The 19,525-nt window shown below is 71.7% G+C and carries 18 protein-coding genes; 4 read left to right on the top strand and 14 right to left on the bottom strand.

Translation table 11 applies throughout. The features are described 5' to 3' along the window. Complete coding sequence (locus tag ABZS58_RS13690; protein ID WP_354781056.1) at positions 1-1,314, bottom strand: chitosanase; 1,314 nt, start codon at positions 1,312-1,314, stop codon at positions 1-3. Between the two features lie 136 nt (positions 1,315-1,450). Between ABZS58_RS13690 and ABZS58_RS13695 the strand changes: the two genes are divergently transcribed. Together ABZS58_RS13695 and ABZS58_RS13700 are read left to right on the top strand one after the other, a co-directional pair. Then, positions 1,451-1,819, top strand: coding sequence for a metalloregulator ArsR/SmtB family transcription factor (locus ABZS58_RS13695; RefSeq protein WP_354781058.1), 369 nt, complete (start codon positions 1,451-1,453; stop codon positions 1,817-1,819). Beyond that, the gene (locus tag ABZS58_RS13700) at positions 1,816-2,313 is read left to right on the top strand and encodes an SRPBCC family protein (RefSeq protein ID WP_354781060.1); all 498 of its coding nucleotides are present in this window, start codon (positions 1,816-1,818) and stop codon (positions 2,311-2,313) included. The genes ABZS58_RS13695 and ABZS58_RS13700 overlap by 4 nt, the downstream gene beginning before the upstream one ends. 4 nt (positions 2,314-2,317) lie before the next feature. On the opposite strand, the gene ABZS58_RS13705 is transcribed toward ABZS58_RS13700, so the two are convergent. Together ABZS58_RS13705 and ABZS58_RS13710 are read right to left on the bottom strand one after the other, a co-directional pair. Then, positions 2,318-4,663: an ATP-binding protein gene (locus ABZS58_RS13705; RefSeq protein WP_354781061.1), complete on the bottom strand. Its 2,346-nt coding sequence runs from the start codon at positions 4,661-4,663 to the stop codon at positions 2,318-2,320. Then, entirely contained in the window at positions 4,660-5,316 is a 657-nt protein-coding gene (locus tag ABZS58_RS13710; RefSeq protein ID WP_354781063.1) for a HAMP domain-containing sensor histidine kinase, read from the bottom strand. Before ABZS58_RS13710 ends, ABZS58_RS13705 begins: the two co-directional genes overlap by 4 nt. Before the next feature lie 95 nt (positions 5,317-5,411). Here ABZS58_RS13710 and ABZS58_RS13715 point away from each other — a divergent pair, with 95 nt between their 5' ends. Further along, positions 5,412-5,786: a response regulator transcription factor gene (locus tag ABZS58_RS13715; protein WP_354781065.1), complete on the top strand. Its 375-nt coding sequence runs from the start codon at positions 5,412-5,414 to the stop codon at positions 5,784-5,786. 141 nt (positions 5,787-5,927) lie between these two features. Here the strand turns inward: ABZS58_RS13715 and ABZS58_RS13720 are convergent, their stop codons facing one another. The 11 genes from ABZS58_RS13720 to ABZS58_RS13770 all read right to left on the bottom strand — a co-directional run bounded on the left by ABZS58_RS13720 (position 5,928) and on the right by ABZS58_RS13770 (position 17,953). Further along, entirely contained in the window at positions 5,928-6,575 is a 648-nt protein-coding gene (locus tag ABZS58_RS13720) for an SIMPL domain-containing protein (RefSeq protein WP_354781067.1), read from the bottom strand. A 21-nt stretch (positions 6,576-6,596) separates the two neighbouring features. Further along, positions 6,597-7,463 (bottom strand): hypothetical protein, encoded by an 867-nt coding sequence (locus tag ABZS58_RS13725; protein WP_354781068.1) that lies wholly within the window; start codon positions 7,461-7,463, stop codon positions 6,597-6,599. Positions 7,464-7,842: 379 nt separating this feature from the next. Further along, a complete protein-coding gene (locus ABZS58_RS13730; protein WP_354781070.1) occupies positions 7,843-8,241 on the bottom strand; it encodes a hypothetical protein in 399 nt (132 codons plus the stop codon). A gap of 77 nt (positions 8,242-8,318) precedes the next feature. Beyond that, on the bottom strand, positions 8,319-10,403 hold the full coding sequence (locus tag ABZS58_RS13735; RefSeq protein WP_354781072.1) for a glycoside hydrolase family 2 TIM barrel-domain containing protein: 2,085 nt from the start codon (positions 10,401-10,403) through the stop codon (positions 8,319-8,321). Between the two features lie 69 nt (positions 10,404-10,472). Then, on the bottom strand, positions 10,473-11,798 hold the full coding sequence (locus ABZS58_RS13740; protein ID WP_354781479.1) for a mannitol dehydrogenase family protein: 1,326 nt from the start codon (positions 11,796-11,798) through the stop codon (positions 10,473-10,475). Next, complete coding sequence (manD, locus tag ABZS58_RS13745) at positions 11,795-13,003, bottom strand: D-mannonate dehydratase ManD (protein WP_354781074.1); 1,209 nt, start codon at positions 13,001-13,003, stop codon at positions 11,795-11,797. The genes ABZS58_RS13740 and manD overlap by 4 nt, the downstream gene beginning before the upstream one ends. After that, positions 13,000-13,818: an ABC transporter permease subunit gene (locus ABZS58_RS13750; RefSeq protein WP_354781076.1), complete on the bottom strand. Its 819-nt coding sequence runs from the start codon at positions 13,816-13,818 to the stop codon at positions 13,000-13,002. The genes manD and ABZS58_RS13750 overlap by 4 nt, the downstream gene beginning before the upstream one ends. Then, entirely contained in the window at positions 13,815-14,693 is an 879-nt protein-coding gene (locus tag ABZS58_RS13755; RefSeq protein WP_354781078.1) for an ABC transporter permease subunit, read from the bottom strand. Before ABZS58_RS13755 ends, ABZS58_RS13750 begins: the two co-directional genes overlap by 4 nt. Next, entirely contained in the window at positions 14,693-15,751 is a 1,059-nt protein-coding gene (locus ABZS58_RS13760; protein WP_354781080.1) for an ABC transporter ATP-binding protein, read from the bottom strand. Before ABZS58_RS13760 ends, ABZS58_RS13755 begins: the two co-directional genes overlap by 1 nt. Further along, positions 15,748-16,950 (bottom strand): extracellular solute-binding protein, encoded by a 1,203-nt coding sequence (locus ABZS58_RS13765; RefSeq protein WP_354781082.1) that lies wholly within the window; start codon positions 16,948-16,950, stop codon positions 15,748-15,750. Before ABZS58_RS13765 ends, ABZS58_RS13760 begins: the two co-directional genes overlap by 4 nt. 13 nt (positions 16,951-16,963) lie before the next feature. Next, positions 16,964-17,953, bottom strand: a complete 990-nt coding sequence (locus ABZS58_RS13770; RefSeq protein WP_354781084.1) for a LacI family DNA-binding transcriptional regulator — start codon at positions 17,951-17,953, stop codon at positions 16,964-16,966. 144 nt (positions 17,954-18,097) lie between these two features. On the opposite strand from ABZS58_RS13770, the gene uxaC reads away from it, so the two are divergent. Further along, a complete protein-coding gene (gene uxaC / locus ABZS58_RS13775) occupies positions 18,098-19,504 on the top strand; it encodes a glucuronate isomerase (RefSeq protein ID WP_354781086.1) in 1,407 nt (468 codons plus the stop codon). Positions 19,505-19,525: the final 21 nt, after the last annotated feature.

Raw genomic sequence — 19,525 nt, forward strand, 5'->3', positions numbered from 1 at the left:
CTAGGCGGGAATGGTGAACGGGTCCCCGTAGACCTTCCAGCTCAGCGGCGGGTTGAGGTCGAAGTTGCGGTTGTTGAGGAACACCCGCTGCGCCGTGTCGACGCGGCTGGTGTCGCTGTGCGCCTCCTCGGTCTTCATCGCCGCGACCCGCGCGTCGAGGAAGGCGTTGAGGTACGTGAACTCGTCGCCGCCCTGTGCGGGGGTGCGGGCCTTCGCCATCGCGGCCCGGCGGATCCCGCCGAAGCTGACGGCGCTGTTGCCGGGGCCGTGCATGACGATCGCGTCGTAGTAGGCGAACTGGCCCAGAGCCCGCAGCCCGTCGGCCTTCGCCTGCTGGACGGACGGGTTGAAGTAGACCCGGTCGCGTTCGTCGTTCTGCGCGGTCTGGAACGCGGGGTCCGCCGCCGCGGTCTTCCAGTCCTTCGTGAAGTTCGGGTCCAGGCCCGCGTGCGAGGCGGTGCCGTCGACGTTGCGCAGCGCCGGCAGGTACTTCGCCAGGACGTTGCCGGGGACGCGCTGCGCGTACAGCTCGACGAGCTCGAGCATGTCGCCGGTGCCGGAGCAGAAGCCGATGATGCCGGCGGTGTAGCCGCGGCCGTCGCCGATGTCCTCGATGTACTTGTACTGCGCCTTCCAGTCCAGCGACGAGTTCTCCGCGCTGGACACCAGCTGCATGGCGATGTCCTTCTTGCGCGGGTCGGTGAGGTCCTTCCCGGCGCTCGGGCTGCTGCTGGGGCTGCTGCTCGGGCTCTTGGACGGCGACGGGCTCGCGCTCGGGCTCTTCGACGGGGACGTGGACGCGCTCGGCGACGGGGTGGTGCCGTCGCTGCCGTACACCTTGAGCTCCCACAGCGAATAGCCCCACGCCGTGCCGCGGGCGGTGCCCAGGACCCGCACGTAGCGCCCGGTGCCGCTGAGACCGGTGAGGTCGTCGGTCGCGCCGTTGCCGGTGGTGGTGCTGAAGATGCTGGTCCAGGCGCTCCCGTCGGCCGACGTCTGGATCTGGTACGACTTGCCGTACGCCGCCTCCCAGCTGAGGTTGACGTGCGTGATGGTCTTCGTGGCACCGAGGTCGACCCGGATCCACTGCGGGTCGACGCCCTCGGCGCTGGCCCAGCGGGTGCCGGTGTTGCCGTCCACGGCGTTGCCGGGGCCGAACGAGGACGTCTCGTCGGACGACGACGTGGCGGGCCTGCCCTGCGAGAGCAGGGTCTCAGCGGCCGCCTCAGCGCCGTAGGTGGTCACGGCGACCGTCACCCCGCCGACGAGCACGGCCGCGGCACCGATGCCGACCAGCCTGCCGGGAATCTTCACGAGGCGCCTCCATCATTAGATAGGTAAGTTACCTGTCAGATGTTCCGATTCGAATCCTTCGATGTCAAGCCACCTAAGCCAGACTTCAGACTGCATTAGTCGTTCCATCGTGTAACTCGTAGGTTACACTTCCGGCGTGGACGATGTGGCGGAAGCGATCGCGGACCCGGTCCGCCGGTCGGTGCTCGAGCTGCTGCGGGCCGGCCCGCAGCCGGCGGGCCACATCGCGGCCGTGATCGGCGCCCGCTTCGCCATCAGCCGCCCCGCCGTGAGCCGGCACCTGCGGGTGCTGCGCGAGTGCGGCCTGGTCCGCGACACCCTCGACGGCCGGCGCCGCCTCTATGCCGTGGACCCCACCCGCCTCGCCGAGCTGACCGGCTGGCTCGCCCAGTTCGCGGTGCCGCCGGTGTGGCAGCAGCGCATGGACGCCCTCGAAACCGAGGTGTTCCGCACCCGCCGCGAACGCCTTCGCGGCACCCCGACAGGAGAGGAACGCAGCGCATGACCCGCACACCCGACGGCACCTGGACGCCGACCCCGACCGGCGGCGACCTCGTCGTGCGCCGCGCCTTCCGCGCCCCCATCGAGGACGTGTGGGCCAGCGTCACCGAGTCCGAGCGCACCGCCCGCTGGTTCGGCCCCTGGAAGGGCGACGGCCGCCCCGGCGGCACCATCCAGATCCAGCTGGTGCAGGAAGAGGGCGCCCCCTGGTCAGAGGCCCGCATCGAGGTCTGCGACGCGCCGCGCCGCCTCTCGGTGACCACCTCGGACGCGGCCGGCTCGTGGCACCTCGAGCTGCTGCTGACCAGCACCGGCGGCGGCACCGAGCTCCGGCTGGTGCACCACCTGACCACGGCCGACGGCATCGGCGAGGTCGGCCCCGGCTGGGAGTTCTACCTCGACGCCCTGGTCGCCTCCCGCTCGCCCGACGACACCCCGATGCCCGACTTCACCGACTACTACCCCTCGATGCAGGCCTACTACCGGTCCCTCGCCTAACCCTTCAGCGCGCCGCCGGGGTGGTGGTGTCGCTGGGGCGCATGAGGCGTTCCCAGCCGGCGTCGCCCGACGTGCCGTACGTGCGCAGCGCCGCGATCGGGTCGGGCTCGGCGGCGGCGGTCAGCGGGAGCGTCACCCGGAAGCGGGTGCCGCCGCCCGGGTTGTCCTCGACCGCGATCGAGCCGCCGTGCCGCTCCACGATGCGGCGGCAGATGGCGAGGCCGAGGCCGGTGCCGCCGTAGTCGACGGGGCGGGCGCGGTAGAACGACTCGAACACGCGGGCCTTCTCGTCGTCGGGGATGCCGATGCCGCGGTCGGCGACGACGAGGTGGATGCCGTCGGGGCCGGCGTCGGCGGTGACCTCCACGTGCGGGGTGCGGCCGGCGGGGGTGTACTTGATGGCGTTGCCGACGAGGTTGTCCACGACGAGGCGCAGCAGGCCCGGGTCGGCCTTGATCTCGGGCAGGTCGCCGATGTGGACGACCGGCGCCGGCGGGCGGCCGGCCGAGGACGCCATCGCCAGGTCTGCCGGCGGGACCGGCGCGGTCCGCTCGGCGACCACCGACTCGACGATCGCCCGCAGGTCCACCTCGGTGAGGTTGAGCGGCGCGTCGCGGGCGGTGGTGTAGGCGAGCAGGTCGTCGATGATGGACCGCATCCGGATCGCGCCCTGCCGGACCCGCTCGACCGCGGCCCGCGCCGTGCTCGACCGGGTCAGGCCGCCCCGCCGGGCCTCTGGGCTGTCCGGCTCCGCCGCAGCGGCGGGCCGGGCTCCACCCGCCGGTGGGGCGGAGGCGATCAGCGGGTCCGCCACGGAGAGGGCGTCGGCGGCGACGGCGGCGAAGCCGTGCACTGCGGTCAGCGGGCTCTTCAGGTCGTGCGCGACGACCGCGGCGAACTGGGCCAGCTCCGTCTCGTAGCGGCGCAGCGCCGTGATGTCGTGCAGGACCGCGACCGCGCCGCGTGGCCCGCCCGCCGAGCGGTCCAGGGGCCGGGCGCTGACGCTGACGAGGATTCCGTCGGGGTGGGTGGCGTTGCGGATGACCATCTCGACCCGGTCGACGGACACGCCGCGCAGCGCCTTCACCATCGGCAGCTCCGCGGCGGGGAACGGGGTCGCGCGGTCCGGCAGGTACGCGCCGTAGTGCGCCGGCCAGTCCTCGAGGGTGTCGGGGTCGCCGTCGGTGCCGAGCAGCTGGCGGGCCGCGGGGTTGTGCAGCAGCACCCGGCCGTCGGCGCCGACGACGGTGACGCCCTCGCCGAGGCTGGTGAGGATCGCCTGCTGCAGCGCGGCCTGGTTGCGCGCCTCGCGTTCGGCGGCGCGCAGCTCGCCGGTCGCCTCGTGCACCAGGATCATGGCCTTCGAGCGACGGGTCGACAGCAGGTACACCAGCAGCGTCACCAGCACGGTCAGCACCGCCCCCGAGGCGGTCGCGACGAGGGGCCGGTCGGTGTAGGCGCCGGGCAGATCGCGCGGGTCGGCGCTCACCTCGAGGTGCCACAGCCGCTGCGCGATCCCGATGTCCTGGGACCGGCGCAGGGCGTCGCGGGGGGTCGCCAGGCGGTGCACGGTCGCGATCGGCAGCAGGCCGCCGCCGGTCTGGGTGGCCGACAGCGTCGCGGTGACCCGCCGGTGCAGGACCTCGCCGAGCGCGCCGCCGAAGAAGCCCTCGCCACGCAGGCCGAGCACGACCCAGCCGCGCAGCTCCCCGGCCGGCCCGGTGACCGGGGTGGCGAGGCTGAGCGTCCGGCGCTGCGCACCGGCGGGGCGGGACGCGTCGAGCGCGAGCAGCGCCGCGTTGGACACCGCCGCACGGCCCGTCCGGCGCGACTGCCGCAGCACGTCGGCGAGGTCCGGGTTGCCGCCGAGATCCGTCCCGCCCTCCAGAGGCGCGTTGCCGTCGAGCTGCCTGGCGTACACGCCGAAATAATGCTCCTGGAGGCCGTCCGCGGGTCGCAGGGTCAGCCCGGTGGCGCCCGCCGCCCGCCATCCCTCCTGCACGGTGGCGACGTCCGCGGCGCCGGCCGGGACGACGAACACGAGCGCCGTCGCGCCCGCCAGGGCCTCCCCCGGCACCTTCGCCGTCGCCCGCGTGAACTCCTGCGGGCTCAGCCCGTCGTGGGAGCCCAACGCCGCCGCCACGTTGTCGATCGTGTCGACGTACCGGCGGACCTCACCGGCGACGGCGGCGGCGGCGAGATCGGACTGGCGCTCGATCGCCTGCTGCGCCGAGCGCCGCTCCTTGCCGCTGATGACGACGGTGACGCCGAGCGTGGCGAGCGCCCCGAGGACGAGGACCACGGCCGCGAGGGCCATCGAGCCGTACCAGCGGTGCCGCTCCGCCGTCATCGGGCCCGCCGCATCGGCCGGACCGTCACCCGGTCGCCGGGCGTCGCGGTGCGCGGCAGCATGACCCGGAGCTCGGTGTCGCCCGCGGTCACGATCCCGCCGTGCCGGTCGGCGATGGCGCGCACCACCGCCACCCCGAGCCCCACGATGCCGGCCGGGCACGGTTGCGTGCCGGCGGTGACGACGAGCTGCACCTGGGTGTCGTCGCCGTGCAGCGCGACCAGCAGCTCCCCGCAGCCGGCGAAACACCCCGCGGCGTGGTTGAGCAGTGCCACGACGAGATGCTCCAGTTGTCGCGGATCCCCTTGTACGACGCAGCTTCCGCCCTCGGCCGTCCAGCGCACCCCGGGCTCGCCGGGTCGGGCGCGTGCGGCGTGCGCCTTCAGGACGCGGTCGCACAGCCGGCGCAGGTCGAGGTCCTCGACGACGAGCCCGTAGACCCCGGCGTCCACCGCCGCGAAGAGCAGCAGGTCGTCGATGAGGCTGTCGAGCCGGTGGACGCAGGAGTTGAGCATGGTCAGCATGTGACGCTGCCGCTCGGTGAGCGGACCCGCATGCTCCAGCACCTCACTGTACCCACGGATACCGGTGAGCGGCGTGCGCAGCTCGTGCGACAGCTGCCGCAGATACTGCGGCGCAGGCGCTGCGGTCATCGTCGCGGCCTCCAGACTCCGTCCATCCGGAACCACCATAGTTGAGCGGTTTTGTCCATATACTCGGATCGGGAGCTTCCAGAAAGTTGGTGCGCATGTCGACGGTGCTCGTGGCCGAGGACGACCTCGCCATCCGGGAGCTGCTGACGTTTCTGCTCGACACGTCCGGCCACCAGGTGATCGCCTGCGCCGACGGCGGCACCGCGCTGGACACCGCCCGCCGGGAGCACCCCGACCTGGCGATCCTGGACGTCAGCATGCCCGGCATCAACGGCATCGAGGTCTGCCGCGCGTTGCGCGAGACCGCCGACACCGAGCTGATGCCGGTGCTGATCCTCACCTCACACGGCCAGTGGCTGGACGTCAGCACCGGCTTCGACGCCGGCGCCGACGACTACCTGGTCAAGCCGTTCGAGCCGAGCGTCCTGCTCGAACGCATCGAGACCCTGCTGTCCGACGCCCCCGACTAGCCTCGCCGCCGCGTTCCTGGACTCCGGCGGCAGGCTCGCCCCGGGCCGCGCTTCGCGTCCTGCGTCAATCGCTTCGCATCGTTCGTCAGTCGCTTCGCATTGTTCGTCAGTCGCTTCGCAGGCCGTGCTTCGCGTCCTTCGTCAGTCGCTTCGCAGCGCGAAGCCGAGCAGCACGGCGGCGTTGACGATGACGTAGCCGGGGGCGAGGTCCTGGGCGGCGGCGTCGGCCGCGTCAGTGGCGTGGCTGCGGTACTTGTCCGCGCCCGGCCCGTCCGAGTCGACGTCCTCGATGTGCACCACGGCGCCGAGCCGGACGCCGGCCGCCTCCGCGTACAGCTCGGCCTTCGCCCGGGCGGCCGCGACCGCCCCGCGCCGGGCCTCGGCCCGCAACGCCGGCTTGCCGGTGACGTCGAAGTCCACGTCCTCGATCTCGTTGGCTCCGGCCGCGACGAGGTCGACCAGAAGCTGCCGGCTCCCGTCGAGGTCCGCCGACTCGACAGCGAACCCCGCCACGCACTGGTAGCCGACGAACCGGTGAGCGCCCTCGATGTACCTGGTGGCCGTCACGAGGCTCAGCCGGGACGCCTTGACCGCCCCGTCCGCGATGCCGTGCCGGCGCAGCGCGGCCCGGACCTCGGTGACCGCCGCGCTGGCCACGTCGAACGCCGCCGAGGGCGTCTCCTGGGTATTCACGATCTTGAACTTGATCCGGACCAGCTCCGGCAGCGCCTGCACGCTCGCCGCGCCGAAGGCACTGACGCCCCACGGTTGCTCGATCTTGTCCCGCATGCCCCGTTCCAATCTGTCGCATCAGCCGTTGCTCAGTGCGGTGACCAGCGTGCGCAGCCACGGCTCGGCGAGCGCGGGCTCACCGGCGGTGGCGCGGGCGAGCGCGCGGCGCCCCTCCCTGCTGCGACCGTAGTGGACGAGCGCCACCGCCTCCGCGAGGGCCGCCCGGGTCTGCTCGCCCCGGTCGGGCCCGTCCGCCCCGGCCAGCCACCGTTCGGGGCGGAACGACCGGGTCAGCTTCGTCTGGTCGTCCCCGAAGTACGACCACACCTGCCGGTCGAGTGAGACGTTGACGACCGCCCTGGCCGGTAGCTCACCGGTCCACGGCGCGTCGTCCTGCTGCCAGCGGTACGCGTTCGGGCTCGTCTGCCGCCGCGACGTCACCCCGACGAACCGCAGCTTGCGCCGGATCACAGGCCACGGCTCGCGCTCCTCGTCGATCCATTCGCGCAGCAGTGTGTACAGGTCGGTGAACGTCCCGCCCTCGCTGACCACGTCGACGAACGTCACCGGCCGCGCCCCGCGCGCCAGGTCCCGCGGCGCCGCCCCGACCCCTTGGACCATCCGGCGGGCCTGCGCCACCTCGGCCTGCGTCAACGCCCGCTGCCGCCACCTGCGCCCCCGCCGCACCACCGGCCGTGCGAATGAGAACGGCAGCCGCCGCAGCCCCACCCGCCCGTCGAGGGCCCCGCCGAGCAGGTCGTACATCGAGTCGAGGGACCGGCCGACGAACACCAGGTCACCGTTGCCGCCGCGGGCCACGACCTTCCCGGTGCACGCGACGAGCTCGTCGAGGAACCACAGATCCGGCGCGTCCACCCCGTCCAGCAACGACCCCAGCTGATCCGGCGTGACCAGGTCCCACCGAAACGGCGCGCTGTCGTCCATCCCCCGATCCTGCCAGGGCGCCGGCGCCTCATGCTGCGTCGACGCCGATCAAGACGCTGGTCTCAGCCCAGTGGCTGCTCGTCGCCGCGTACCTGTACGCGGCAGTCGCCTTCCTCACCACCGACGCGCCGTACTTCCCCGAGCAGTCACCACCCGGCTGGTCCTGGCCGGCCGTCATCGTGGTCCTCTTCGGCTTCGTCCCGGCCGTCATCTGCCTGGCCTTCTCGGTCCCAGGCCTGGCGAGTCCCCGCTTGCGCGCCGACCGGACCAGGTGGACGGTCCTCGCCGCGACCGCCGTGATGCTCCTGGTCATGGCGACCCCACCCGGCTGGGCCCTGTTCGACTGGTACGTCGACTGACAGCGCACCGCCCTCGGACATCAGATGGCCGACGGCCTGCTCCGCCGGGATCGGACCAGGTCCAGGTATTCCTCACCGGCGACGCCGAAGTTCACCCATCGGTCCCTCGTCGCGCCGGTGAGGCGTTCGGCGAGGGTCATCGCGGCTTCCTCGTCGGGGCTGCCGGCCAGTTCGCGGCCCTGGCCGACGTAGTCCTCGTCGACCGGGTCCAGGGACGGGAACAAGGGCAGGTCGGCGAAGCGGTCGTCGTCGAGGTCACGCACCGTGTGCAACGAGACCGTGTAGCGGCCGTCCATGGGCGTGACCGCGACCCATCGCACGGCCGCCGCGCCGTCGACTTCGGCGGGGCCGAGGAACTGCTCGATGCCGTTGCCGCGGCGCAGGGCGCCGACCGCGAACTGCTGGGTCAGGTACCGCACCCAGGGAACGCTACCGGCCGGCGTCGGGAGCGCGGCCGCTGCACCGGGGAACACGGTGCAGCGGCCGGAAGGGGCGGTCAGCTCAGGGTCCACGTCACGGTGTCGGTGACGGGGGTGCCGTTGAGGGTGGCGGTGACCTGGACGGTGTTGGCGCCCGGGCGCAGGGTCACGCCGGTCCATTTGAAGATGCGGTCGGTGCTGGTGCGAGCGCCGAGGGAGACGCCGTTGAGGGTGGCGGTGACCGAGGGCGCGTTGGAGTAGACCTTCAGCTCCGTGGCGGCGGTCGTGCGGCTCGTCCAGCGGCGGCTGGTGATGTACAGCGTCGGCGTCGAGGCCCAGTTCGCCTTGTAGAAGTAGAAGGCGTCCTTGCGGGTCAGCCGGTCCCGGGTGACGAGGCCCTTGTCGTTGATGCCCGGCTGGCTGCCCTCGTTGCGGGCGTCGGCGGCGAAGTCGAACATGTTCCACACGTAGGTGCCCCACACGTAGGGGCGGGCGTCGAGCTGCTTCCAGGATGCCTCGTGCAGCAGCGCCTGGTATTCCTCGGGGTGGTACTGGCCGCCGGGGCTCGGGGCGCCCGGGTTGAGGGCGTGCTGGGTGGTGTTGGCGCCCGCGCCGTACTCGGACAGGGCGATCCGCCGGGACGGGTTGGCGGCGTGCAGGTTGTCCAGGTTCCCGCCGAGGTCGTTGTACGAGCCGTTGTACCAGCCGAAGTACTTGTTGTAGCCGCTGGCCTCGGCGTGGTTGTTGACGGCGCCGGTGTCGCTGACGCAGCAGCTGGCGTAGACCGAGACGCGGTCCGGGTCTTCGGTGTCCACCAGGCCGGCGAGGCTGTCGAGCAGCGCGTTGGTGGCGGCGTTGTCGACGCGTTGCTCGTTGCCGATGCCCCAGAAGACGATCGACGGGTGGTTGTAGTTCTGCCGGATGAGCTCGGTCATCTGCTGGCGGGCGTTCGCCGTGTACCCCGCGGAGTTGGTGGTGTCGTTGACGAGCGGGATCTCGGCCCAGACGACGAGGCCGCGCTCGTCGGCGAGGCTGTAGTCCTTCTGGTCGTGCTGGTAGTGCGCCATCCGGATCGTGGTGGCGCCGATCTCGCGGATGAGGTCGAAGTCAGCAGTGTGCTGCGTGTCGTTGACGGCCCAGCCGGCCCCGGCGCGGTCCTGGTGCAGGTTCACGCCGTGCAGGTCGTACGCTCGGCCGTTGAGGCTGAAGCCCGTGTTCGGGTCGACGCCGAACGTGCGCAGGCCGAGAGGCTCCGTCACCACGTCCGTGACCTGGCCCGAGTCTCGGATCTCGACGTTCGCGTTGTACAGGTAGGGATCGGCGAGCCCGTCCCACCGGCGGGGGTTGGCGATGGTCACCGTGGAAAGCACATCCACGCCGGCGTTCGCCGCCACGGTGCGGGCGGCCGACGACTGATCCGCGACGACGGTGCCGGAAGCGTCGGTGATGACGGTGCGGACGACGACGGAGCGGCTGGAGGTGTTGTTGTTGAACAGTTTCGTCGTCACGTCGACGGTCGCCGACGCCGCGGTGACCGACCGCTGCCGCAGGTACACCCCGGGACCGGCGGAATCGAGCATCCGCACGGCGAGCGGGTCGACGACCTGCAGGCTGACGTTGCGGTAGATGCCGCCGTAGAACGTGAAGTCGGCGGACAGCGGGGCGATGTCGGCGTTGTGCGCGTTGGTCACCTTGACCGCGATGACGTTGTCCTGCCCCACCTTGAACGCCGAGGTGGCGCCGAAGCGGAAGCGGGCGTAGCCGCCGGAGTGCTTGCCGAGGTAGACGCCGTTGACCCACACGTCGGCGACCTGGTTGACGCCGGCGAACTGCAGGAAGAGCATCTTGCCGGCGAAGCCGGCCGGGACGGTGTAGTGCCGCCGGTACCAGCCGATGCCGCGGTAGTAGTTGTTTCCGCCGTCGGCACCGTCGGCGGCGTTCCAGGTGTGCGGGACGTTGAGCTGCTGCCACGCGCTGTCGTTGAACGTGGTGGCTTCGGCACCGGCGACGTCGCCCTTGGTGAAGCGCCAGCCGGTGTTGAGGTCGACCCGCTGCCTGAGCGCGGGCGGGGTGTAGGTGGCGGCGGACGCGGCGGGTGCCGCGACCGCGTTGCCCGCCACGACCATGACGGCCGCGGCGAGCCACGTGAGGATTCTGCGCATTGTTCACTCCCGGACGGGACGTATGGCGGTACGCGCGGCCCCGGGTGAGGCGGCGGTGAGGTGCCGAATCTATTGGCGGAGCAGACGTGCGGCGTGTTCGATGAGCAGGTCCCGCCACGAAGGGCCGAGCCGGTCGGGGAAGACGGGCAGGAGCGCGTCGACCAGCGCGGGCGCGGTGGTGGCGCCCGCCGTCGCGGCGGCCAGCACCGCCGCTTGCGGGTCGTCGACCGGTTGGCGGGTCGCGACGTACACCATCCACGCCGCGACGGCGAGTGCCGTCCACTGTGGAGTGGCCCCGGCGGCGAGCCGGTCGCGGGCGGTGCCGAGCAGGCGGATCGGCAGTTTCAGCGACCCGTCGGCGGCGACCTGGGTGGTGCGGTGGCCGAGGGCGGGGTCGGCGAACCGGCGCAGGATGGACTCCTGGTAGCCGACCAGGTCGAAGCCGGCGGGCAGGGTGAGTGTCGGCGCGGCGTCCTCGGCCATGAGCCGGCGGGCGGCGTCGGCGAGGACAGGGTCGGTCATGGCGGCGGCGATGGTGTCGTAGCCGGCGAGCGCGCCGGTGTAGGCGAGCAGCGAGTGGGTCGCGTTGAGCAGCCGCAGTTTCGCCGCCTCGTAGGGCGCCACGTCATCGGTGAACGTGGCGTCCCAGGCGGGTCGTCCGGCGGCGAACGAGTCCTCGATGACCCACTGACTGAAGGGTTCCGCGACGACCGCTCCCTCGTCGCGGGCACCGAGCACCGACGCGACCGCGTCGAGGTCGGCGGGTGCTGTCGCCGGCACGATCCGGTCGACGACGCACGACGGGAACGCCACCGACTCGGTGATCCAGTCGAGCAGCCGGTCCGCGTCGGGCAGCCCCGCGCAGTGGGCGGCGACGAGGGTGCGCAGGGTCGCGCCGTTGGCGGTCAGGTTGTCGCACGACAGGACGCTGATCGGCCCGGCGTCGGCGCGGCGGCGCAGGTCCAGGCCGGCGACGAGGTGCCCGACCGCGGGGGCGCCGGGCCGGTACCCCTTTTCCGTGACGGTGAGCGTGACCAGGCGGACGCGGGGGTCGGCGATCCGCGCCGCGGGCCCGCCGTCCTCGTCCGGGGCGCGGATCTCCCGCAGCGCCCCGATCACCCGCGGCGGGGCGGCCCCGGCGCCGCGCTCCAGGACCGTGTAGAGGCCGTCCTGCGGCGCGAGCTGGTCCCGGACCGTGGCGGACCGTTGCGTGAAGCCGCTGATGCCCCAGGTCGGATCGGCGGCGAGGACGGCGTCGGTGTAGACGGCCTGGTGCGCCCGGTGGAACGCGCCGACGCCCAGGTGCACGATCCCGACCTGGACCCCCGCGAGGTCGTACGGGGGCGTACGAACGCCGCGGACGCCGGGCAGCGAGGCACGCGAGAGGCGGGTCACCAACTGTGCATCGTCCCGTCTTCGAGGCGGTTCACCGGCAGGGACGCCGGCTTGTACGGATACCGCGCGGCGAGCTCCTCGTCGATGTCGACGCCGAGCCCCGGCTCCTCCGACGGGTGCAGGTAGCCGCCGTCGAAGTGGTACCCGTGCGGGAACACGGCATCCGTCGCGTCGGTGTGCCGCATGTACTCCTGCAGCCCGAAGTTCGGGATGGCGACGTCGACGTGCAGCGCGGCCGCCATGCAGACCGGGGACAGGTCGGTGGCGCCGTGCGAGCCGGACCGCACGTGGTGCAGCGCGGCCAGGTCGAAGACGCGCCGCAGGTGGGTGATGCCGCCGGCGTGCACGACGGTGGCGCGGATGTAGTCGATGAGCTGCTCGCGGATGAGCTGCTCGCAGTCCCAGATGGTGTTGAACACCTCGCCGACGGCGATCGGGGTGGTGGTGTGCTGCCGGATGAGCCGGAACCCGGCCTGCAGCTCGGCGGGGACGGGGTCCTCGATCCAGGTGAGGTCGTACGGCTCCAACGACTTCCCCAGGCGGGCGGCCTCGATCGGGGTGAGCCGGTGGTGCACGTCGTGCAGCAGCTTCACGTCGGGGCCGAACTCGTCGCGGACCCGTTTGAACACCGACGGGACGTGGTTGAGATAGCGGGCCGTCGACCAGACGTTCGACGTGGGCAGCGCGGCGTCGGCGGGCTCGTAGTACATCTTGTCGCCGGAGACGCCGTAGGTGCTGGCCAGGCCGGGCACCCCCGTCTGCACCCGGATCGCCTTGTAGCCTAGGTCCACATAGCGGGCGACCTCTGTCAGCGCTTCGTCCACTGTGGACCCGTTGGCGTGGCCGTACACGGTGACGCCCTCGCGGGAACGTCCGCCGATGAGCTTGTAGACGGGCAACCCGGCGATCTTGCCGAGGATGTCCCACAGCGCCGTGTCGACGGCCGCGATCGCCGACATCGTGACGGGCCCGCGCCGCCAGTACGCCCCCTTGTAGAGGTACTGCCAGGTGTCCTCGATGCGGGTCGGGTCACGGCCGATGAGCTGCGGCACGACGTGGTCGGTGAGATAGCTCGCGACGGCGAGCTCACGCCCGTTGAGGGTGGCGTCGCCGACGCCGGTGACGCCCTCGTCGGTGACGATCTTCAGGGTGACGAAGTTGCGGTCGGGGCAGGTGACGATGACGCGCGCTTCGCTGATCCTCATGTGACCTCTTCCTCCTTGACCCGGGCGACGAGCTGGGTCGGGTTGACGAGGCGCAGCGCCAGGACGAGCAGCACCAGCATCGTGCCGGTGTAGATGACGGCCATCGCGTCCACGGACTGCTGCGCGCGGATCCCGGCGGCGGACATCGAGTTGTAGAGCGCGACGACGAGCGTCTGCGAGTCCGGCCCGGCGGTGAGGAACGTCAGCTCGAACATGCCGACCGTGCGCACCAGGACGAGGATCGACGCGGCGAGCATGCCGGGGACGAGCAGCGGCGCGAGGATCCGGACGAAGACCTGGCGGGTGCCGGCGCCGCACATGCGGGCGGCGCGTTCGATCGCCGGGTCGATCTGCTCGATGAACGGGGTCATGGTGAGGATGACGAACGGCACCGACGGCACGAGGTTCGCCAGGACGACGCCGGTCATGTGCCCGGCGAACCCGTACTTGTACAGCACGGTCGCCAGGGGGATGCCGTAGGTGATCGGCGGCATCAGGATCGGCAGCAGGAACAGCAGGTACAGCACCCGCCGGCCGGGGAACGAGCGCCGGGCCAGGACGTAGGAGGCCGGCACGCCGATGAGCACGGAGATCCCGACGACGAGCGCGGACACCTCCAGGGTGGTGACGAGCACGGGCAGGAGCCCGAAGTCGCGCCACGCCTCGCCGTACCACTGGCCGGTGGCGCCGGTCGGCAGCCACGTGTCGAACCATGTGGTGCCGAACGAGCTGACGACGACGGAGCCGACGACGCCGAGCAGGTTGACGAAGAAGAACGCCACCAAGCCCCAGACCACCCAGGCACCGGTTCTCATCCCTTGCCCCCCGTCGATCCGGTGTACAGCAGCGAGCGCCAGCCGAGGACGGCGGCGATGACGGCGAGCTCGACGAGGCCCATGACGACCGCGATCGCGGACGCCTTCGGGTAGTCGTACTGCTCATAGCCGGCGTGCCAGGCGGCGATGGAGATGACCCGGGTGTCGCCGGCGGGGTCGCCGACGAGGACCGCGGACGGGAAGACGCTGAACGCGAGCACGAACGTCAGGCAGAACGTGGTCGCCAGGCCCGGGGCGAGCAGCGGCAGGGTGATCCGCCGGAAGCGTTGCGCCCAGCCGGCGCCCAGCGTCGCGGCGGCCTTCTCCAGGGTCGGGTCGATGCCCGACAGGTAGGACAGCACCAGCAGGAACGCGAACGGGAAGCCGGTGATGACGAGGGAGAAGAGCACGCCCCAGTAGTTGTGGGTGAGCCGGACCGGGTCGTCGATCAGGCCGGCGGACATGAGGGTGCGGTTGAACCAGCCGGTGGGGCCGAGGAAGTTGAGCAGCCCCTGGGCGGTGAGGACGGTGCCGAGGGTGATCGGCACGACGAGGACCGTGGTCAGCAGCCGCTTGCCGCGGAACCGGCCCCGCATCCGGTAGGCGATCGGCACCGACGCGCCGACGTTGAGCAGCGCCACCGGCAGCGACAGCCACAGCGTGGTGGTGAGGGTGCCGCGCTCGTACGCGTCGGCGAAGAACGACCGGTACGCCCCGAACGGCCCGCCCTGTTCGGGTTGGAACGACAGCCCGATGCCGTAGAAGAACGGGTAGATGAACAGCGTCACGACGAACAGCAACGCCGGGCCGAGCAGCAGCAGCTGCCGGTCGATGCCGCGTTCGGCGAGCCGGTGCGCCCATGCCACCTGTGGCATCAGTCCTCACCGCCGCGGGGGAACACGAGCAGCGCCGCGGGATCCACCGCGAGCCGCACCTTGTCGCCGGGCGCGGGGCGGGCATCGGTGCGCAGATGCAGCCGCTGCCCGGCCTCGGTGACGACCTCGACGGCGACCTCGCGCCCCTGGTACTCCACGACCTCGACCGTGGCGGGGAAACCGTCTTCGGCCATGCGAAGTGACTCAGGCCGTACACCGGCGACGACATCGTCACCGGCGGACACCGGGCCGACGGGGGTGCCGTGCAGGCTCAGCCCGTCACGGAAGACCTCCACCGTGGACGGTCCACTGGAGACGACCTTCATCGGCAGCAGGTTGCGGAAGCCCATGAAATCGGCGACGTGCCGGTTCGCCGGTTGCGTGTGCAACTGCTCGGGGGTGCCGATCTGCTGGACGCGCCCGTTGCGGAGCACGACCAGGCGGTCGGCCATCGACAGCGCCTCCTCCTGGTCGTGCGTCACGTAGACGGTGGTGAGGCCGAGCGCCTGGTGCAGCCGCCGGATCTCGGTGCGCATCTCCAGCCGCAGCTTCGCGTCCAGGTTGGACAGTGGCTCGTCCATGAGGACCAGCGACGGCTCGAGGACGACGGCGCGGGCGATCGCGACCCGCTGCTGCTGCCCGCCGGAGAGCTGGCCGGGCAGTTTGCGGGCCTGCGCCTCCAGGTGGACCAGCGCGATCGCCTCGTCGGTGCGGCGGCGGACCTCCGCGCCGGGCAGGCGCCGCATCTGCAGGCCGAACGCGATGTTCTTCGCCACCGAAAGGTGCGGGAACAGCGCGTAGTTCTGGAACACCATGCCGAAGCCGCGCTTCTCCGGCAGGAGCGTGTCGAGGCGGGTGTCGTCCTGCCAGATCCGGCCCGCGGTCAGCGGGAGCAGGCCGGCGAGGCAGTTGAGCGCGGTGGACTTGCCGCAGCCGGACGGGCCGAGCAGGGCGATGAACTCGCCCCGCTCGATCGTCAGGTCCAGGTCGACGAGCGCGTCCTGGCCGCCGAAGCGGCGGGTGACACCTTCGAGCCGCAGCTGATTGAAGGCGGTCACTTCTTCACCTTCGCCCCGCCCACCTCGCGGTCCCACTTGTCGAACGCGGCGACGAGCGCCTTGGCGTCCAGGGGTACCTCGAGGGGGTTGCCGGAGATGAGCGCGTCGTACTCGGGGCGGCCGTAGTCGGTGATCGCCTTCTGGCTGTCCGCGGGCGCCATCGACAGCGGCACGTCCTTGACCGCCGGGCCGGGGTAGAAGTAGCCCTTGTCGTAGGCCTTCGCCTGCTGTTTCGGGGTGAGCATCTCCTGCAGCAACAGCAGGATCGCGGACTGCTTGTCGGCGGAGACGCCCTTCGGCACGACGGCGTAGTGGGCGTCGGTGACCCAGTGGAAGCCGTTGAGCGAGCCGATCCTCGCCTCCTTCGGCACCTGGCCGAGGACGCGCGGGTTGATGTCCCAGCCGGTCGTCGTCGCGATGATCTTCGCGGAGCCGTTGGCGAGGGACTTCATCGTCTCGCTGGTCGAGGACGGGTACAGCTCGACGTACTTGTTCAGCTCCGTCAGGTACGCCCAGGTCTTCTCCCACCCGTTGACCGGGTCCTTCGGGTCCTTGTCGCCCAGCAGGTACGGCAGCCCCATGAGGAAGGTGCGACCGGGCCCGGAGTTCGCGGGACGCGCGTACTGCACGGTGCCCGGGTTGGCCTTCGCGTAGGCGAGGAGCTCCTCGGCGCTCTTCGGCGGGTTGGGCACCTTGTCCGGCAGGTATTCGATCAGCGGACCGGACGGGTAGTAGGTGACGGTGACGCCGAAGTCCCCGGCGAGCTTCTGCATGGCGGCGGCGCCCGGCAGGTAGCTGTTCATGTTGGACAGGCGCTGGGCGTACACCGGCAGCAGCGGCTGCCAGAGTCCCTGGTCGACACCGGCGGCGAGGCCGTCGACGCCGGTGAGCACGAGGTCGATGTCGACCCGGCCGGCGTTCTGCTGCGCCTTGACCTTCGGCGCGAGCTCCGGCGCCGTCGCCTTCGAGTAGGTGACCTTGCTGATCGTGTCGGCGTGCGCGGCCACGAAGTCGTCGATCATGCCCTGGGTGAGCTGCAGGTTGCCGGCGACGTCGAGGATGTTGAGCGTGACGGGGGCCCCGGGCTTGAGCGGCAGGTCGCCGCTGGACGCGGGCGCCGGGGTGGATTTCGTCGGCGCGCCGCAGGCGGCGAGCGACAGCACGAGCAGCGAAGCGAGGGATCTCCGGGTGAGGGACATGGCGGTTCCCTTCTCAGGGGGTGGGGGCGCGTCCTGTGGAGTGGCGGACCATGAGCTGTGAGGGGAGCTCTCGCCGCGCGACGGCCGCGCGGTCGGGGTCCTCGAGCAGCTGCAGCAGCATGTCGACGCCGGCGCGGCCGATCGGCTCCTGCGGCTGGGCGACGGTGGTGAGTGACGGGCTGACCATCTGGGACAGCACGATGTCGTCGAAGCCCATGACGCTGATCGTCTCGGGCACCTTGACGCCGCGGGTGGCGAACCAGTTGAGCAGGCCGAGCGCGACGAGGTCGTTGTAGGCGATGACGGCGGTGACGCCCGCGGCGAGGACGAGGTCGGCGGCGGCGACACCGCCGGCGAACTGGGGGGCGAAGTTGCCGACCTCGACGAGCTCGATGCCGCTCGCCGCGGTGACCGCCCGCAGCGCGCGGGCGCGTTCCCGGTTGGACCACGACAGCCGCGGCCCGGCGACGTAGGCGATGCGGCGGTGGCCGAGCGCGGCGAGGTGCGCGACGGCCTGCCGGATGCCGTCGACGTTGTCGATGGTGATCGACGGGATCTGCCCGACCCGGCGGTTGAGCATGACGATGGGGGTGTCGCCGCCGACGGAGCGCAGGTCCTCCTCGCTCATCCGTGGGGAGCACAGCACGATGCCGTCGACCTGCTTGCTCAGCGCCCGGACCAGGCCGGCCTCCGCGGTCGGGTCCTCGTCGGTGTCGGCGAGGAAGACCGAGAAGTCGGACTCGCGGGCGCGGCTCTGCACGCCCTTCACGACGCCCGGGAAGAACGGGTTGGTGAGGTCGGGCACGATCAGCCCGATGTTGCCGGTGCGGCCGGTGATCAGGCCGCGGGCCGCCCGGTTGGGCTGGTAGCCCAGCTCTGCGGCCGCCCGCTCGACCCGGGACCTGGTCTCGGCCTGGACGAGCGCGGGGGTGGTCAGGGCACGGCTCACCGTCGACGGCGACACGCCGGCCACCCGGGCCACGTCCTTGATCGTCACCGGCATCGAGCACGCTCCCTGTCCTGAGGTGGTGTCGGCAAGCATGAAATCGTTTGTAGGTCGATGTCAAGAGATTCTCTTGACGGGTCGCTTTCCGGGGCACACAGTGATGAGAACGTTTGTGGGATCTCTTGCGAGGGAGTTTCTTCGGTGCCGCAGCTCCACCTCGACCCCGACCGCGCCCTGCCACCCGACCCCACCACCCGGGAGCTCGCCCGCACCGTCTATGCCGCGACCCGGTCGCTGCCGCTGGTGTGCATGCACGGCCACGTCGACGCCGGGCTGCTCGCCGACGACACCCCGTTCGGGGATCCGGCCTCGATGCTGATCACCCCGGACCACTACGTGACCCGGTTGGTGCATGCGGCGGGTGTGCCGCTGGAGGCGCTGGGCGTCGGCGCCGCCGCGCAGACCGATCCGCGGGCGATCTGGCGCACGTTCTGCGCCAACTGGCGGCTCTTCCGGGGGACGCCGTCGCGGTACTGGCTGACCCATGAGCTCGTCGAGGTCTTCGGCGTCACCACCGTGCCCTCCGCCTCCTCCGCCGACGTCATCTATGACGCGTTGACCGAGCGCCTCGCTGATCCGGCCTTCCGCCCACGGGCGCTGTTCGAGCGGTTCGGCATCGAGGTCCTCGCCACGACCGACTCACCCCTGGACGATCTCGACGCGCACGCCCGGCTCGCGGCCGACGGCTGGGGCTCGCGGGTCATCCCCACGTTCCGCCCCGACGCGCTCGTCCACCCGGGGCGCCCGTCCTGGACCGCCGACGTCGCGGCCCTCGCGAAGCGCGCCGACACCCCGACCGACGACTACGACGGCTATCTCGCGGCGCTGCGGGCCCGGCGGCAGGCGTTCATCGCCGCCGGCGCGCTCGCCACCGACCACGGCCACGAGTCCGCCGACACCACCCCGCTGCCGGACACCGAGGCCCGCCGCATCTACGCCGCCGCTCTCGCCGGCCGGATCACCGCTTCGGAGGCGGCCGCGTTCGCCGGCCACATGCTCTTCCAGATGGCCGCGATGTCCTGCGAGGACGGCCTGGTCATGCAGCTGCACCCCGGCGTCCTGCGCGACCACAGCACCTCGGCGTTGCAGCTGTACGGGCCGGACCGCGGCTTCGACATCCCGGTCGCCACCGAGTTCACCCGCTCCCTGCGCCCCTTGTTGCAGTCCTTCGGCCGCCACCCCGCACTGCGGCTGATCCTGTTCACGGTCGACGAGACCGTCTACAGCCGCGAGCTGGCGCCGCTCGCCGGCGTCTACCCGGCGGTGCGGCTCGGCGCCCCCTGGTGGTTCCTGGACAGCCCCGAGGGTCTGCGCCGCTTCCGCGCCTCCGTCACCGAGACCGCGGGCTTCTACAACACCGCCGGTTTCGTCGACGACACGCGGGCGTTCGCGTCGATCCCGGCCCGGCACGACCTGGCCCGCCGCATCGACGCCGGCTACCTCGCCACGCTCGTCGCCCAGCACCACCTCGACCTGGACGAGGCCGTCGAGACGGCCGTCGACCTCGCCTACACGATCCCCCGGGAGGTGTACGCCAGGCCCGTGTGAGGGGCCGGGCCGGCGCCCCCG

It is taken from the genome of Dactylosporangium sp. NPDC005555, from assembly GCF_040605635.1.
Taxonomy (GTDB): Bacteria; Actinomycetota; Actinomycetes; order Mycobacteriales; family Micromonosporaceae; genus Dactylosporangium.

Excerpts from the sequence above, each read along its gene's own strand:
- ABZS58_RS13735 (WP_354781072.1), bottom strand. The coding sequence starts at position 10,403 with ATGCGCAGAATCCTCACGTGGCTCGCCGCGGCCGTCATGGTCGTGGCG.
- ABZS58_RS13750 (WP_354781076.1), bottom strand. The coding sequence starts at position 13,818 with ATGAGAACCGGTGCCTGGGTGGTCTGGGGCTTGGTGGCGTTCTTCTTC.
- ABZS58_RS13710 (WP_354781063.1), bottom strand. The coding sequence starts at position 5,316 with ATGACCGCAGCGCCTGCGCCGCAGTATCTGCGGCAGCTGTCGCACGAG.
- ABZS58_RS13700 (WP_354781060.1), top strand. The coding sequence starts at position 1,816 with ATGACCCGCACACCCGACGGCACCTGGACGCCGACCCCGACCGGCGGC.
- manD (WP_354781074.1), bottom strand. The coding sequence starts at position 13,003 with ATGAGGATCAGCGAAGCGCGCGTCATCGTCACCTGCCCCGACCGCAAC.
- ABZS58_RS13715 (WP_354781065.1), top strand. The coding sequence starts at position 5,412 with ATGTCGACGGTGCTCGTGGCCGAGGACGACCTCGCCATCCGGGAGCTG.
- ABZS58_RS13770 (WP_354781084.1), bottom strand. The coding sequence starts at position 17,953 with ATGCCGGTGACGATCAAGGACGTGGCCCGGGTGGCCGGCGTGTCGCCG.
- ABZS58_RS13705 (WP_354781061.1), bottom strand. The coding sequence starts at position 4,663 with ATGACGGCGGAGCGGCACCGCTGGTACGGCTCGATGGCCCTCGCGGCC.
- ABZS58_RS13720 (WP_354781067.1), bottom strand. The coding sequence starts at position 6,575 with ATGCGGGACAAGATCGAGCAACCGTGGGGCGTCAGTGCCTTCGGCGCG.
- ABZS58_RS13755 (WP_354781078.1), bottom strand. The coding sequence starts at position 14,693 with ATGCCACAGGTGGCATGGGCGCACCGGCTCGCCGAACGCGGCATCGAC.
- ABZS58_RS13725 (WP_354781068.1), bottom strand. The coding sequence starts at position 7,463 with ATGGACGACAGCGCGCCGTTTCGGTGGGACCTGGTCACGCCGGATCAG.
- ABZS58_RS13765 (WP_354781082.1), bottom strand. The coding sequence starts at position 16,950 with ATGTCCCTCACCCGGAGATCCCTCGCTTCGCTGCTCGTGCTGTCGCTC.